14 protein-coding genes are annotated in these 14,772 nt (G+C 51.2%); 10 read left to right on the top strand and 4 right to left on the bottom strand.

The features are described 5' to 3' along the window. Positions 1-41: 41 nt before the first annotated feature. The 5 genes from SH451x_RS09400 to SH451x_RS09380 all read left to right on the top strand — a co-directional run bounded on the left by SH451x_RS09400 (position 42) and on the right by SH451x_RS09380 (position 4,538). Positions 42-416 carry a hypothetical protein gene (locus SH451x_RS09400; RefSeq protein ID WP_479362199.1) on the top strand — a complete coding sequence of 125 codons (375 nt, stop codon included), beginning with the start codon at positions 42-44 and terminating at the stop codon, positions 414-416. A 753-nt stretch (positions 417-1,169) separates the two neighbouring features. Beyond that, positions 1,170-2,192 (top strand): signal peptidase I, encoded by a 1,023-nt coding sequence (lepB, locus tag SH451x_RS09395; protein WP_479362198.1) that lies wholly within the window; start codon positions 1,170-1,172, stop codon positions 2,190-2,192. 422 nt (positions 2,193-2,614) lie between these two features. Beyond that, the gene (locus tag SH451x_RS09390) at positions 2,615-3,550 is read left to right on the top strand and encodes a hypothetical protein (RefSeq protein WP_479362197.1); all 936 of its coding nucleotides are present in this window, start codon (positions 2,615-2,617) and stop codon (positions 3,548-3,550) included. A 98-nt stretch (positions 3,551-3,648) separates the two neighbouring features. Continuing rightward, a complete protein-coding gene (locus SH451x_RS09385) occupies positions 3,649-3,846 on the top strand; it encodes a hypothetical protein (protein WP_479362196.1) in 198 nt (65 codons plus the stop codon). A gap of 152 nt (positions 3,847-3,998) precedes the next feature. Then, the gene (locus SH451x_RS09380; RefSeq protein WP_479362195.1) at positions 3,999-4,538 is read left to right on the top strand and encodes a DUF1697 domain-containing protein; all 540 of its coding nucleotides are present in this window, start codon (positions 3,999-4,001) and stop codon (positions 4,536-4,538) included. 174 nt (positions 4,539-4,712) lie between these two features. Here the strand turns inward: SH451x_RS09380 and SH451x_RS09375 are convergent, their stop codons facing one another. Continuing rightward, entirely contained in the window at positions 4,713-5,900 is a 1,188-nt protein-coding gene (locus SH451x_RS09375) for a phosphoglycerate kinase (RefSeq protein ID WP_479362193.1), read from the bottom strand. Between the two features lie 278 nt (positions 5,901-6,178). Then, positions 6,179-8,140, bottom strand: a complete 1,962-nt coding sequence (locus SH451x_RS09370) for a polymorphic toxin-type HINT domain-containing protein (RefSeq protein ID WP_479362192.1) — start codon at positions 8,138-8,140, stop codon at positions 6,179-6,181. A gap of 215 nt (positions 8,141-8,355) precedes the next feature. Here SH451x_RS09370 and SH451x_RS09365 point away from each other — a divergent pair, with 215 nt between their 5' ends. The 5 genes from SH451x_RS09365 (at position 8,356) to SH451x_RS09345 (ending at position 13,371) form a co-directional block, all read left to right on the top strand. Continuing rightward, complete coding sequence (locus tag SH451x_RS09365) at positions 8,356-9,633, top strand: tetratricopeptide repeat protein (RefSeq protein ID WP_479362191.1); 1,278 nt, start codon at positions 8,356-8,358, stop codon at positions 9,631-9,633. 202 nt (positions 9,634-9,835) lie between these two features. After that, positions 9,836-10,681, top strand: a complete 846-nt coding sequence (panC, locus tag SH451x_RS09360; protein WP_479362190.1) for a pantoate--beta-alanine ligase — start codon at positions 9,836-9,838, stop codon at positions 10,679-10,681. Positions 10,682-10,738: 57 nt separating this feature from the next. Further along, positions 10,739-11,341, top strand: a complete 603-nt coding sequence (gene fae, locus SH451x_RS09355; protein WP_479362189.1) for a formaldehyde-activating enzyme — start codon at positions 10,739-10,741, stop codon at positions 11,339-11,341. Positions 11,342-11,393: 52 nt separating this feature from the next. Next, complete coding sequence (locus SH451x_RS09350; protein WP_479362188.1) at positions 11,394-12,821, top strand: RecQ family ATP-dependent DNA helicase; 1,428 nt, start codon at positions 11,394-11,396, stop codon at positions 12,819-12,821. 400 nt (positions 12,822-13,221) lie between these two features. After that, on the top strand, positions 13,222-13,371 hold the full coding sequence (locus SH451x_RS09345) for a hypothetical protein (RefSeq protein ID WP_479362187.1): 150 nt from the start codon (positions 13,222-13,224) through the stop codon (positions 13,369-13,371). Positions 13,372-13,935: 564 nt separating this feature from the next. On the opposite strand, the gene SH451x_RS09340 is transcribed toward SH451x_RS09345, so the two are convergent. Both SH451x_RS09340 and SH451x_RS09335 read right to left on the bottom strand, forming a co-directional pair. Then, complete coding sequence (locus SH451x_RS09340) at positions 13,936-14,151, bottom strand: hypothetical protein (protein ID WP_479362186.1); 216 nt, start codon at positions 14,149-14,151, stop codon at positions 13,936-13,938. Further along, a complete protein-coding gene (locus tag SH451x_RS09335; RefSeq protein ID WP_479362185.1) occupies positions 14,141-14,626 on the bottom strand; it encodes a type II toxin-antitoxin system VapC family toxin in 486 nt (161 codons plus the stop codon). The genes SH451x_RS09340 and SH451x_RS09335 overlap by 11 nt, the downstream gene beginning before the upstream one ends. Between the last annotated feature and the right edge of the window lie 146 nt (positions 14,627-14,772).

Raw genomic sequence — 14,772 nt, 5'->3', positions numbered from 1 at the left:
TTCCTCCAGCCCAGATTCTACCAACTTCACGAAATTACCGGATGGACCATAAAACTTACTCTCACCAATCTGCGGTGTTTGCGTTTTCCGCACCACACACTTGGCATAAATATGAATATGACCAATCACGGTTGTTAAAACGCTGGGCGGAAGCCAAAGGTTGGACGCTATCTTTTGAAGAGGGATCATCTGCAGGGACCAAAAGGCTGAAGCTAAGCAAACGAAGTGCAAACGTAGCATGCTTAGTGACGATCTATCAAGATATCTCTTGGCCTGCAAACCCTTATAAGCTTGACCCAGATTACATGGCATACGTGAACAGCCAGGATTCCCAGCAGGTCCTTGGACCTGAACTTGGCGATCGAGTATCGTTTCGCTTGTGTATTCATTTGTTGGGAAGAACAACCACAGATTAACGCGAACTCTACCTGGTCTTTGAAGTCAAGTCGTACGGACCGGTAGCCGCGGTAAAAGTAGACCAGCTTTGTAGCTCGGTCTCTTGAGTTCCAGTTTGTCGTCCTCCGAGGCTAACACCATAACTCTACTCTTGCACTACTATTGGTACGGATTTTCCTCTGCAGCGATGACTCATTAACGATTCGGAATTTCAGTTGACTTACGCGTTTCCTTGAACTGCTCCTGGCCACGCTCTCGCGAGACGCAGACCACGTGCTCACCCAGGATAGCGATCGCGGCCCGTTGGGCACGCGGTTAAACGACCGATACAACTCGTTTAACCGCGTGGGCAACGCCCCGCGCTGAGATACTATGAGCTACGACTTGTTCCGCGCAATCGTACTGTCGGGCATCGACGACACATAGATTAAGGCTCAAACCTCCGTCAGCGACTGGCTGACGCACAAGGAAAGACGAGCCACGTCTAGGTCGGCTCTGCCTACGAAGCTGGTGCCAAGTTGCATGAGGAGAGAATTATTGCAGATCTTTCGAACGAATCGAACAACTCGACTGCCAACTCCCCTTAGTCTACTGCGACACTGTTGCTAGTAACGAACCTGGCCCCCGAACCGCTCACAGCTTGCTGTGTTACAATTGAGCAGACAGAACCATGCGATGTCCGATAGTTGGAGAGTCGGCATTTCTTCAATGGAATATCAATCACCGCCACCCGGTTGTCGCAGTCGTTATTTCGCAAGGCCAGCTCATTCCAAATGTTGTCGACTATCGTCTTTGCCGCGATCCTCGTTGGCCTGCTGCTCGCATCGATCGTGATTTGGGGTTTGTTCCTTCGACTCGGGTTGCACTGGGCAAAAGTGCCGGACGTGACCTCACTGCGTGTCATCTACGCAACTGCGATCGTGATCATCGTGCAGTTCGCGCTTAACATTCTGTTTCTCCTTATTTCATCTTTCTATGATGCTCAAGCAATCGTTATCGTGCCTGTGGAACTCACAGTGGACGTCATCGTTCCATGCGCGGTGATTAGCACTTTGTTCAAGGCTCGATTTCTTCGGGCATTTCAGGCGTGGCTTCCAACTTTAGTGGCAACAATCACTTCGATTTCCTTTTCTTTCCTGGTGCTGCGCCCTTTTCTCTACGAGTCTTTCGTGGTCCCAACGAACGCAATGGCTCCGACGTTGGTTGGAAAACACTGGAAAGGCATCTGTTCAGAATGCGGCAAGCCAAGTTACTGCACACCCGGAGACAAGCAGTATGGGTTAGCAGAACCACCACTTATGATCTGTGACAATTTCCACGTTACCAGAGCATCGGACACCGCTTACAAGGTCTACACTGGCGACCGCTTCGTCGTCGCAAAGTTCCTTGAGCCGCGAAGGTGGGAATTGGTTGTCTTTCAGTATCCGGAAGACCCTGAAACACTTTACGTCAAGCGTCTGGTTGGATTGCCCGGCGAAAAGATCCACATAGCAGATGGATCCGTGTGGGTCGATGGCCTACGTCAAACGCCTCCCGATTCAATAAGAGGCATTGAGTACTTGTCGGAACTTCGTGGTTGGTTTGGCCCAGACTTGTGGGGCTCGGAAACTCGTCCCGCCTTACTTGGCAACGATGAATACTTTGTGCTTGGCGATTTCTCCGCGCAATCAAAGGACTCACGATTATGGGAACAGGGAGCGCCCGGCCACAATCCCTTCGCTGTTCCTGAATCGTACATAAAAGGAGTCGTTATTCACACTTACTGGCCGCTGCATCGCTGGCGCGTCCATCGTTAAAGGTCGGAGTTTTATTGACCAATGAACTACAATTACTCTTAACCCTGGTCAAAATTGTCAAGTAACCTAGCTAGCGAACGAATAGTAAGCGAGAAACTTGGATACACGACGAAGCCACACTTTATCTTGAAGGCATCAGAATGGGCGACGCAGATCAAATGAAAAGCAAAAAACCGAAAAGTAGTTCATCCGGAAGTGGAATAGGAGTTGGGATCGCGATCGGCGCCGCCATTGGTGCGGCATACGGAGCGTCATCAGGAAACATGGCCCAGAGCTTGGCAATGGGCGTAGCTCTCGGAACGGCAATCGGGGCCATCTTGACTTTTAAACAACATGGAAGATCGAAGGCCAGTAATTCTTGAAATCCTCGGTGGACAGTGACACTCGTGCGTTCGCCTGACTTCAATATTCATCACAATCAAATGCAATTCCATTCGCGCACTCTCCGTCAGCTTCATTGGTATGCATTCGAGGGGCAACTGTTGAGACTACTCATTTGTATCGGAATGTACTGGACAATAGCGTCCGTCCTGGTTGCGGAAGAATCGCCGCCGTCTCAAGAGGCAGAGGATTGGGTGTTCCTTCAGAACGCAGACTTGCGCGTTGGACTATTACGCTCGCACGGCGGGGCGATAGCTCATCTTTCGTCTCGGACGTCAGACTTCAATACACTCAACCACTACGATCACGGTCGGCTAGTTCAGCAGTCTTACTATGGTGACGAAGACGGATCGCAATGGGTCGACAAACCTTGGCGATATAATCCTGTTCAGGGTGGTGATTACAAGGGTCACGCCGCAAAAGTCGTTGAGTTCAAATCTACGGAAACATCCGCCTATGTGAAAACGATTCCGCGACAATGGGCTTCTGGACAACTTGCAGAGGAATGCGCGATGGAGCAATGGGTGGAGTTGGACGGGCCTGTTGTCCGAGTTCGCTACAAATTTACCTATAACGGCGACAGATCTCATGAAGCGCGTCACCAGGAAACTCCAGCCGTATTCGTTAATCCTACTTTATCAACCCTCGTCACATACTCCGGTGAGGAACCTTGGACAGCAGCGCCTCTGACGCGAAGACAACCGGAGTGGCCGAACGAGTCGGTAACTCTTGCCGAAGGATGGGCAGCGTACGTTGACAAAGAGGGGAATGGAGTTGGGGTTTACGTTCCGGGCGCAACTGAAGCGACATGTTATCGGTTCAGAGGCGGCGCTGGATCGGACTGCTCTTACATTGCTCCATTGAAAACTTTCGCATTAAGTCCGGGATTATCCTTCTCGTATTCTGCGTTCTTTGCGCTCGGCGATGTGGAAACGATTCGAGGAAGTTTTGAAAAGCTGCACAGAAGTGACAAATAATCCTTAACTACATTTTGCCTTAGAGCGGGCGGTTTAGCGGCCTGGCAGTAGACACCGTTTTCTCGCATACCCGGTGAACGACGTTGAGCTACAATTGAATGCCCACAACAAGTTTCGATGACGCAAAAGCTCAGGAGACGATCGTAAATGAACAGTTTGCGCTGGACATTTGCACTCTTTTATGTCGCATGCTATACATCAAGATCGCTTTGCCAGCTTACGCCTTACTCGGAATTGCTTTTTTGAAGATTCGTGCCTCAGCGAAATCGCCGCAAATCGAGTCGGCGACTCTGTAATTTCAAATGTTCTGCCGTTGATCGCGAGTGCTTCGCTATCATGGCTTTCATCGCTGGTCGTCTTGCACGGAAAGCACAAATGCCGATACTCTATTCGCATGCTTTGACTACCAGGTAAGAACTCTTCCGACGTTCGGTGCGGCAGCTAAAACATGAAATATGCAGCGTTTTTGAGCGCAATCAATGTCGGCAAAAGACGTGTTAAAATGCCGGTCCTTGCGGAAGTCTTTGAGAAGTTGGGGCACCAGAACGTCGCTACCTTTATCGCAAGCGGTAATGTTGTCTTCGAATGCACGAAGCGAAAACAATCCCTGATGGAAAACACTGCAAGCATTGCTCTGCAGCAGACGCTCGGGTACGAAGTTGAAGTTTTCGTGCGAAACGCCGATGAGCTCAGTTCTATCGCAAACGCAAAAACGTTCGACGATCACGAAACGCGTGGCGCCGCGCTCAACGTCGCCTTTATGCCGGACGAATTGGATGCCAAGACGGCTGGCATGCTGGAAGCCGTTCGAACTGAACACGATACATTTCGTGTCATTGGTCGAGAATTCTACTGGATCTGTACGACGCGGATTTCGGAATCGAAAGTTTGGCAACTTCCAGAGACCAAGAAAATTAAGCTCCCGCGCTGTACCCTAAGGAACATCTCGACAATCCGGCGGCTTTACTCAAAATACTTTGTTGACTGAGTTCGAAACCTAGCACATTTGTCGAACACTCGGATGCACAGGACTCGCCAAGTTGGGTAAGAAAGTATCTCAACTTTAGCTTAAGGCAATCCTCGTTTGGGATGCCAAAATGGAGAATCCAGTGCCGCATCCGGCACCTTTGCGATACCGGATGCGGGAAGCCAAAGCAAATGATTAGGCTTCGTCAAGCAAATCAACGGCTTCGAAGCGTTGGCCTTCGAGCATCGAGAGCGACGCTCCACCACCAGTCGAAACGTGTGTTACTTGGTCAGCAAACCCCAACTGCTCAATGGCCGCCGCACTATCGCCGCCACCAATGATACTCGTGCAATCAGCGTCAGCGATCGCTTGTGCAACCGCGCGGGTACCGGAATCGAACGGAGGCATTTCGAATACACCCATAGGACCGTTCCAAATCACAGTCTTGGCGCTGTGGATCAAATCTGAATAAATCTTTTCAGTCTCAGGCCCGATATCAAGCCCCTCGAAACCATCGGCAATCTCACCAGCTTTGACAACTTGCTTGTTACAATCGCTGGAAAACCCATCGCCGCAATGTGTATCCACGGGAAGCTTGATCTTGCCACCGGCCTTTTCTAGCAAACTCTTTGCTAAGTCAACCTTGTCAGGCTCGACCAGCGATCCGCCGACTTTACCACCTTGTGCCAACGAGAAAGTGTAAGCCATAGCGCCGCCAATCAAGACGTGGTCGCATATGCCGAGCAGGTTGTCGATGACATTGATCTTGTCACTGACCTTTGCACCACCCAAAATTGCAACAAACGGTCGCGCAGGATTGGCAAGGGTATCGCTCAAGTACTGAATCTCTTTTCCGACCAGCAGGCCGACTACCTTCGGCTTGCTTCCCATCGCCTTTGGCACGGCGACCATGGAGGCGTCGGTGCGGTGGCAAGTTCCGAACGCATCGTTGCAATAGATATCTGCCCAACCGGCCAGCTTGCCTGCGAACGCAGGATCGCCAGTCTTCTCACCCGGATTGAATCGCACGTTTTCTAATACAACGACATCGCCAGACTTCATCGCTTTGATCTTGGCTTCGGCATCTGGTCCGTCGGTGTCGGACGCAAAGACGACCGCTTTGCCCAACAATTCGCCTAAACGTTTGGCCGCTGGCTCAAGCGTAAACTCAGGTTCAGGACCTTTACCTTTGGGTCGGCCAAGATGACTCATTAAAACGCATTTTCCGCCGCCATCGAGGATGGTCTGGATGGTTGGCAAAGCCATGCGGATCCGTCGATCGTCGGTGATCGCGCCGTTATCGTCTTGCGGTACGTTAAAATCGACGCGAGTCAGGACTACTTTTCCGCTACAGTCGACGTTCTTGATGCTTTTCTTTGCCATTGCTTTTGCTGTGCCTTGATAAAACGGCCTCGAAACCAGGCTCGTTCCTTAGATCGAGCCCTCCAACGCCGATATCCTGACGATTTTGCAGATTTCTTCAACCGCAAACCGTCCACCGCCATTACCTAAGGCCGGGCAAAGAAGCTGCTGACAACAGAAAACCCTCATGGTTGTCCCAATCCCACATAATCAAGCCTCTCCGAATCAAGTCTCTCTGACGACTGATTCAGCGTCTCACCGAGACGCTGCAATGTGTGAAATTGGTTGCAAGATGGTGTCTACTTCGTCGCGACCTTGAAGCCAGGGACGGTGTTCAAAGTCGGCGTAGGCATCGTATTGTCGTAGCTGAGAATCTGATCTTCACCGACAAAATAGGTGTGGAAGTCTTCCACAACTAAGTTATACGTCGGCTGCGGATTTTCATCGGCAACGATTTCGCGGATGGTTGCGGTACCGGTTGTCGTATGCAGGTTCATGCCAGGCTCAAGCTCCTTGGTCATCAACCAGCCTTTGCCGGAAACCCACCAACGATGGCCAGCCGTCGACTGGTACATTTCCTTGTCGGTATGCACTTTAATCGTCGCTTTAGGAGGACGAATCGTAGTCAGCAGCACCGGCTTCAGTGCCAGCTCGCCGGTTTCAGCATCCTTGGCCAGTACCAAGTCACCAACTTGAATCTTCTCGATCGCCGTCAGGCCATTCGACGTCGAGACGAGCGAACCTTTCACCAAGCAGCTAAAGTTCAGCCGAGGTTGCACTGGAGCCGACGAAGTTCCGTGCACGTACGCGTTTGGACCTTGCTCTTTACTATAGGTGGTATAGTAGGGCTTCGACGAATTGTCGGAGTATCGTTCGTTATGGTCTTGCCACCAATCCCACCATGCTCTGGCATCTGGTCCGTTGGAAACACCCGTAGCCTGTTCAAGCAATGTGTAGACCTTAGCGTCCAAAATTTTCTGCTGCTCGTTGGCAAGTTCAAGCTGCTGCTTAAAGGCCGCTTCGGTGGCGATCATTTCACGCCGCATAGCTACCTGGGCCTGATGTACTTTGAGCTGGTTGAGTTGCTGTGCGTGTGCGTTTCTTTCGGCTTCGCTTTTGATTTTTTGGAAGCTCAATGTGTGCATGTCTTGCGATAGTTGGTTCACATCGATGCTCTCCCACCTACCATCACGCCAGAAATCGTTTCCCTGAACGTCGGAACCTTTAACGTCAACAAAACCGCGGTAGAAAAAGAAGTGCGGAGCTTCAATATCCGACGTCTGCTCGATGGAAGAACTACCCACAGCAACGCCGGACGCAGTTTGGTGCTTGTGATAGCGGACAGCTTGCATCTCCTCCTGCGCAAGATATCTGTTGATCACCAGTTGCCCCTGTGGAGACAAAACGGCCTCAGAAGAATACTCGACAGGAGTTTTAAGCAGATTGATGACGTCAGGAACAAATGCTTCAAGTGGAAACTTCCGCAGTTGGGTGATAGCAAGTTCCTGCACCTTTAAGGAATTGGACGACATGGCTATGCGGGCGAGCGATATAGCAGCGATCGGATGTTTCTGCTTACCGATTGCGGACACGAAAGGCAGGCTGTTGTTTTCGTCCAAGTAATGAGCGGCCGCTTCCAACGCTAACACGGCAGCGGGATCTTCTATTTGTTGAAGAGTTTCAAATGCCGCCTTTTTGTTTTCATCGTCGCCTTGCGTCATGTTAAAGGCGATCGATTTGACTTTTGGTCCCCATTTTTCATACGATTCTTTAACGAGTAATTTCTGATCGTGCGCGTGTTTGAGGTCAGCTGGCGTAAACCACCGGCCATCGACGAACACATGCCCCAACGCGTTACGCGCACCCAAGTGATTGGGATCACACTTTAACGCCGCATACATCTGTGCGGAGTATTGACTGGCGAGTTTGTTCTTCTGGCACCAAACACCTAGCAGGTATTGAGCGTCTGCCGTTTGCGGGGCCTTCGCACGTCGAGCGATGTATTCGTCATATTTCTTAGAAGACTCACTAAGCGAGTCACTTGCTTGCCACTTGCGGTTTAAGTTTACGAAGCCTGATTGCCATTTACTCGCTTCATTCGCTTCGTCTAAACCTTGCAAACTGTCGCGCCGATTTACCGGCAGGCCTTCAGACTCCTTTTGCAGGATCGCCTCAAGACTGACTAGACTTTCCGGTTCGGCAGCGGTTGCCGACGAGACGCACACAAGCAATGATAACACGGAGAGGGACGAGACTCGCATTGCGCTGATCCTTACAAAGACTTGAGAGTGATTCTTTATCGAACCGAACTTCAGTTATTGGATCAGATTCGACCCGTCAAGTCAAATTTTTTGACATTTTTTGCAGAGAATGCGATACTCTTAGATAGAAGACTTTTAGGCGGCGAGTTTTGACGATTTTCGAGCACGGCTGGCAGCATGTGGTCAGCCGAGCTGTTCAGCGGAGCGGCGTACGAATGGCTAAGATATTCAAATTGGGCAAGCTGTTCCTTGCTGGTCTGCTGGCGAGTCCGATTGCTGGTTCTGTCTTAGACGTTTGTTATGCCCAAGAAGCTGATTACAAACGAATGACCTATTACGGCAACGCGATCGGCCAGCTTAGAAAGCAAATTGACAGCTACGACGCTTTGACGGTCCAGGTGAACGCAGGTACTGCGAAAGCAAACGCGGAACTGGTTGCCTGCAATCAGGCAATGGTGAACCTGCAGGCGATGGGTATGCAAACCCAGTACGCCACCGACACGCAAAGCCAGAACGTTCAAAAGAGCATCGAAGAGTTGCTTGCCAAGTATCCGGTGCCCGAAGATCGAAACCAGTTTGATCCTAGTAAAAGAAACGAACTGATGAAAGATCTCACAGCGTTGCAGACTGTAATAGATCGAACATCAATGGATCTTCAAACGCTCGGCGCCGAGAGGTCGTTGCAGAGGAATGAATACGCGAGCTTAGAGCGAATGATGCGGCGAGCTCTTGCTCAACTGCAAATCTTGCAAAAGCAACAGCAGGGGCTCGAACAAAAATGGAATGAGATCAACGCCGAAATTCTGAAGCATGCTGATTTCACTCGAGTTCGCAGCGACACGGAGTTAAAGGATGCCGAGTCTCAGATACTGACCTTAGTTAAAAAGTTCCCGACTGCTCGCATCTTGTTGGTTGTTACACAATTGCGTCTGGGAGACTACCAAAATGCGGAAATTCTTGCTGATCAATTAGTTGCCGAAAAGAGCTATCTGGCTCCGCTGGCTCTTGCGATTCGGGGCGAGATCTACGCTCGGACAGGGTTGCCTTCCAAGCTAGCGGCCGAACAGTTCACGCTTGCAATGCAACTGGATCCAAAGAATCCGTACATCTTTTTGTTGCGAGCGCAGACGAACGCGTTTCTAAAGCAACCGGAACAAGCGGTGAAGGACTGGCGACTCTTGACCAGCTCACCTAACTTTGAAGTGGACTCGCGCAGATCAATCGCGCTAGCGGTCAGCATGCATCAGAGCAGTTTCAAGCAAGGAGCCGAACTTGCGCTCGACGAAGCGGAGCGAGCAAATAACAAAACAGGAGACGCAGACTGGTCCGCGCAGCTTGCGCTTGCGTTTGCCCTGGCCTCTTCTGGCGACAAAGAAGCCGCCATTCAGAAAGCGATCGACGCGAGTAAGAACGCCGTCGCAGAAAATAAACGGCTCTGCTTGAAAGTAGCCAAAGCCGTTGAACTGGATCTAACCCCACACTGGGATTTTTAGCACAGCGTGAAACGGTTAAGGGATACTGCTGCTAAATCTCTTAGAAAATCGGGCCGGGAATGATCGCCCCGAGCTTACTCTTCTCGCAAAGCTTCCCTAGTGCGTTTGGCTTATCAAGCTAAAATAGTCGCGTTGTCTTATTCACAAAACGCACTAAAAGCACTCGGTTCGGCCATCAATGCCCGTCGGAATCCAAAATCAAATGAAGCTTTTGCACTCGATCGAGGAGACTCGGCGGATCGTTGACGCTGCAAAAAGCCAGGGCAAAGCGGTCGGGATCGTCCCCACGATGGGTGCTCTTCACGATGGCCATCTGTCCCTGGTCGAACGGGCAATTCAAGAGTGCGAATTCGTAATCGCGACGATCTTCGTCAACCCCACGCAGTTTGCCCCGCAAGAAGATTTTGCGAAATACCCACGGACTCTCGAAACAGACTTGGCAAGGCTGGAAGAGATCGGCTGCAACGCGGTCTTTGTACCCACCGAATCGATAATGTACCCAGAAGGCTGTTCGGCTGCCGTGGTCCCGCCACGCGTTGCACTCGAGTTAGAAGGTCATTTTCGGCCGACCCATTTCGCCGGCGTGTGCACTGTCGTTTTGAAACTGTTCAATATCGTCCAACCGACCGACGCCTACTTTGGCCTCAAGGACTACCAGCAATTCGCGGTCTTGCGACAAATGAGCTGTGACTTCAATCTACCGATTACCGTGCACGGTTGCACGACAATCCGTGAGTCTGACGGATTGGCCATGAGCAGTCGCAATCGCTACCTTTCTGCAGCAGAACGCCAGACGGCTACCACGCTTAACCGTGCACTGCGCAAGTGCTATGACGCTTACTTAGACGGTATCATTGACCGAGTTGCACTGGAGGAGATCATGCTAAACGAACTCACGGGTGCCGGTATCACTGATATTCAATATGCGGTAGTGCGCGATTCAACGACGCTCTTGCCAAGCGACCAGGCTTGCGAAGATTCCATCGCGCTGATCGCCGCTCGTGTCGGCACGACTCGGTTGATCGATAACCTGTTATTTAAACATTAAACTTCAAACACAATCGCGTTCAGCGTACGCCCTTCCTCCAGAGAGTAACACTTCATTATGGCAAAGAAGAAACCCAACAACGTCAAGGCTAAGAGTTCTGCAACGGCGAAGCGTAAGCTGCAGCCCGTCATTCTAAAAACAGGCGAGGCTTTGGTAGAGGCCGATGCGCCGTGGTCTGCGGCCGAACCCGAGGTCGTGATCGGCCAGCTCAGCGGGCCAGTCGGCTACTCGATTGCAAACATGATCGGAAACCAAGTCAAAGGGCACAGTAAAGTGTTCGCGATCTTGAACTGCGACGTGCAGATTCGGCCAGTGACGGTGATGGTCAGCAAGGTTACCGTCAACAATGAAAAGTACACGAACATCCTCATGGGCACCGTCCAAGCTGCGATTGCACACGGCGTTTTGGATGCCGTCCGCGCTGGTCATATTCCGAAAGAACTGGCCAATGAGCTGGGGATTATCGTTTCCGTGTGGCTGGATCCTTCTATCGTGAAAGAAGAGTATGATCCGGAGGTTCTGTTCGCCACCAATCGCGAAGCCACAACAAAGGCTATCGCGAAAGCAATGAATGACGAGCCGTCCATTGACTGGCTGCTGGAAAACCAAGATAAAGTGCCTCACTTTTTCCATCAAATGGCGATCGACGGTAAGTTATAGTAGCCCGCCGCGGCGGTTCACCTTGTCTTTGCAATCTTGAAAGTCGTTCGGTTTGAGTCTACAGAGCATCGAGTTGCTGCGCGAAGTTTTCGGTCACGAATCTTTCCGCCCGCATCAAGAGGCGATCGTCAGCCACATTCTTTCCGGCCAGCATTCCCTGACGCTCATGCCAACCGGCGGAGGCAAGTCGCTGTGCTACCAGTTACCAGCACTTGCATTGACGGACGCTTCGGAAAAGTCATCGCTGGCACTCGTCCTGTCGCCGCTGATTGCATTGATGAAGGACCAAGTCGATGCACTCGTGCGTAAGGGCGTCGATGCAACTTTTATCAACTCGTCGTTAAGCGGCGAAGAGCGCCGATCGCGCTACAAGCAGATTGGCGAGGGTGGTTTTAGGCTCGTCTACTTGACTCCAGAGCGTTTCCGCAAGTCTGAGTTCATAGAAGTCATTCAGAAACGCAATGTAGTATTGTTGGTTGTTGACGAAGCGCACTGTATCAGCCAGTGGGGACATGACTTTCGGCCTGACTACTCGCGACTGGTTGAGATTCGCGCGTCGATTGGTAACCCACTGACCGCTGCTTTCACTGCGACCGCGACGCCTGAAGTGCAAACGGACATTATCGCGCAGTTGGGCCTTACTCCCGATCAGGTTCGTGTTTTCAATTCGGGGATACAGCGTGACAATCTTGACTTGCGAGTTTCTGAGGTTTGGTCGGACGACGATAAACTGGAAACGTTGATGCGAACTCAGCAAGAGTGCCGCGGTTCGGGGATCTTTTACTTCACCTTGATTCGAACGCTCGAGCGCTTTAGCGACCATTTGCAGACTCTGCGTATTCCCCATTTGAATTATCACGGCGATTTGCCGCGTAATGTGCGAAGGCGTGTGCAAGAGCAGTTCATTGACGACGATAGTTCGCTGGTACTCGCAACGCCGGCGTTTGGGATGGGTATTGATAAACCTAACATTCGCTTTGTCACGCACGCCGAAGTCCCGAATTCGGTCGAAGCTTACTACCAGGAGATCGGGCGGGCGGGTCGTGATGGTTTGCCATCGATATGCGAATTGTTATACGACCAAAATGATTTGGCGACTCACATGGAGTTTCTTCATTGGAGCAATCCAGATGTAGATTTTTACGCTCGACTGCACGATCTGCTCGAGCATGACCGCGACGCGGTGAATGCGTTCGGGTTAGAGTGGCTTCGTGAGAAGCTGCATGCAAAGCAGAAGCATGATCGTCGGTTGGAGACCGCTCTGGGGATGTTTGTAAGATACGACGTCATCGACGGAACGCTTGAGCCTTTGGTAGTCGATCGAGTTGGACCGCTGCCACGCGAGTTAATGGATGCCAAGACGTTGTCGGCGAAGAGAACGTCCGACCAGCAAAAGTTGTTAGCGATGGTAAACTACGTCCGCTGCGAAGGCGACCGCCACCAATTCTTCCGCGAATACTTCGGTGCAACCAGTTCGTAGCACTGTTAGTTCATAACACCGCCAGATGCCCAGCGAAGCACATCGGGAGTTTCGCTCCCTCGTGAAATATCGCACGACCCTCGACTCCCGTGTCAACAAAATGAAGTGCACCATTCGCTCCTGGTTCGTCAACCACGGAATCTCCATCGACTCCGGTGAAAAAGCTTGGAACACAGGTCGGCAACGGATCGACTCCTTTCGAAAACCACTTCAGGAATGCAACGACAAGGAGCTTTGGAAAGCAGAACTCGATCTATAATACGACAGCGTCGTTTTTGAGTTATTTGATCTGGGCCCTAATCACCAAACAAGTCGCGCACTTCAGCTAATGGGGATCGATTAAGTGCAACTTCGAATACTTTGAAGTCACCACCAAGCTCGTCTTGGTGGATTTATGATCATGACCAGTCAAAGCGTTGCTCAGCACCAACCGATCTGGTTTGTTTCACCACCAAGCTTGACTTGGTGGATTGATGATCCAACCGCAGTGATTAGATCATCGTTCAACCGGGGCAAGCCCAGTCGTGACGTAAGTGCAGTGATGCGTTAGGCTGGTTATGATCCCGTTTCGACCGAGGCGAGCTCGGTCGGGTTGCGTGATGCGCAAGTCGATACGCGGATTGTTGCTATGGTTCTTCAGGCCCATCCGCTCATCTAACAATACAGTGCACATTTAACACGCAAGTGTCGACCTGGCACGATCTAGAACTTACGCAACTCGATGCCGTCACCAAGCAAGTTGACATCGACGAACGAATCGGCCTTGCTCGCCCTTTACACCACTTTACTAACCACTTGACCGGAGCCCGTTTAGCCGAGCACAACGATCGAAACCAAGGACAAGACCAATCCAATCGACTCAGCACCGTTAAAAGTTGACTGAGGGAACGCGACCTGGAACGCACAGGCACATCAGAGTGAAAAGTGTTCGCACCTCGAATAGTCGCCTAATCAACCATCCTTGCTATAGATCGTTAGAGCTTGCGTTAAGTCTGTACCTTTGAAGCTCGCCAAAAAAGGCACCTTCCGGGAAGCACTATTATGTAAAACACAAACCTTCAAAAAACAGTTGCCCCCGCCACTTGCAAACCCAGGACTTCATAGTTGGCGGCATTCAACGACTCGCCGTTGATGAGCTACCATCAGAAGGCGGTTGGTCGGCGACTTCGATGCAATGCTTTCTTCGTTGCTTAGCTTGGTAGATGGGACGTCCTGATTCAAGAGCACGTTGCCGCGCCGCCTCAACGTAGGCATGAAGGTCTCCACCGTGCTCGGCCAAGAGTTTCTCGCGTGTGGCATGAATCTCGTCCAGAATTGGATTAGATGTCATTCTCAGGGTCTCCCAAAAATTGAATTGGTGTGCAGACCAAAATCCGCGGCAGTTGCAGATCTTCCAGTAAACGATAGAGTCGCGGAAGTTCGGTTGCGTTCGCGATGTGACGACAATTTTGTGTCAACAAGTAGTCTACCCCAGCTAGCACGGCGGAGGCAACATGCAAAGCGTCTAATCTCGCTTTGCGCGGCATCATGCAACCGGTGACGATTTTGTCGGCGAGCGATTCCACGTCCGGGTCAGGCAATAGAAGTCCAACATTCTCAAGGGCGGCCAACCTCCGTTTGGCCGCATCTGGATCACCACGAGACGCTTCGTCAATGACGAATTGAGAAGTTACCAGTTGAAACTTCGGAGCCTCCGTTTCTAGCCATTGCTTTGCTTGAGCCTGCAGGACCGCGATTGCGGGATTTTTGCTTGGCCATGCAGTCGCGTGGCTGACAACTGATGTTTCGATGTATACGGTATCCATGTCAGCATTCTACCGCAACGAACGTTTGAAATCACCGAGTTGCGGTTGTTGATCTTTTAGCAAGTTGGAACGAAGCCGCAACTCCGGTGCAGTACTCCCAACGATGGGCGTGATCATGTGGGGTGTAAGTCCCCTGTACTTAGTTT

The organism is Njordella aestuarii (assembly GCF_056494165.1).
The sequence above is the reverse complement of the archived record's forward strand: the minus strand, read 5'-3'. Positions and strand labels throughout refer to the sequence as shown.

Bases quoted from the DNA above. Each gene is read 5' to 3' on its own strand.
- SH451x_RS09400 (WP_479362199.1), top strand. From the start codon at position 42: ATGGACCATAAAACTTACTCTCACCAATCTGCGGTGTTTGCGTTTTCC.
- lepB (WP_479362198.1), top strand. From the start codon at position 1,170: ATGTTGTCGACTATCGTCTTTGCCGCGATCCTCGTTGGCCTGCTGCTC.
- SH451x_RS09390 (WP_479362197.1), top strand. From the start codon at position 2,615: ATGCAATTCCATTCGCGCACTCTCCGTCAGCTTCATTGGTATGCATTC.
- SH451x_RS09385 (WP_479362196.1), top strand. From the start codon at position 3,649: ATGCCCACAACAAGTTTCGATGACGCAAAAGCTCAGGAGACGATCGTA.
- SH451x_RS09380 (WP_479362195.1), top strand. From the start codon at position 3,999: ATGAAATATGCAGCGTTTTTGAGCGCAATCAATGTCGGCAAAAGACGT.
- SH451x_RS09375 (WP_479362193.1), bottom strand. From the start codon at position 5,900: ATGGCAAAGAAAAGCATCAAGAACGTCGACTGTAGCGGAAAAGTAGTC.
- SH451x_RS09370 (WP_479362192.1), bottom strand. From the start codon at position 8,140: ATGCGAGTCTCGTCCCTCTCCGTGTTATCATTGCTTGTGTGCGTCTCG.
- SH451x_RS09365 (WP_479362191.1), top strand. From the start codon at position 8,356: ATGGCTAAGATATTCAAATTGGGCAAGCTGTTCCTTGCTGGTCTGCTG.
- panC (WP_479362190.1), top strand. From the start codon at position 9,836: ATGAAGCTTTTGCACTCGATCGAGGAGACTCGGCGGATCGTTGACGCT.
- fae (WP_479362189.1), top strand. From the start codon at position 10,739: ATGGCAAAGAAGAAACCCAACAACGTCAAGGCTAAGAGTTCTGCAACG.
- SH451x_RS09345 (WP_479362187.1), top strand. From the start codon at position 13,222: ATGACCAGTCAAAGCGTTGCTCAGCACCAACCGATCTGGTTTGTTTCA.
- SH451x_RS09340 (WP_479362186.1), bottom strand. From the start codon at position 14,151: ATGACATCTAATCCAATTCTGGACGAGATTCATGCCACACGCGAGAAA.
- SH451x_RS09335 (WP_479362185.1), bottom strand. From the start codon at position 14,626: ATGGATACCGTATACATCGAAACATCAGTTGTCAGCCACGCGACTGCA.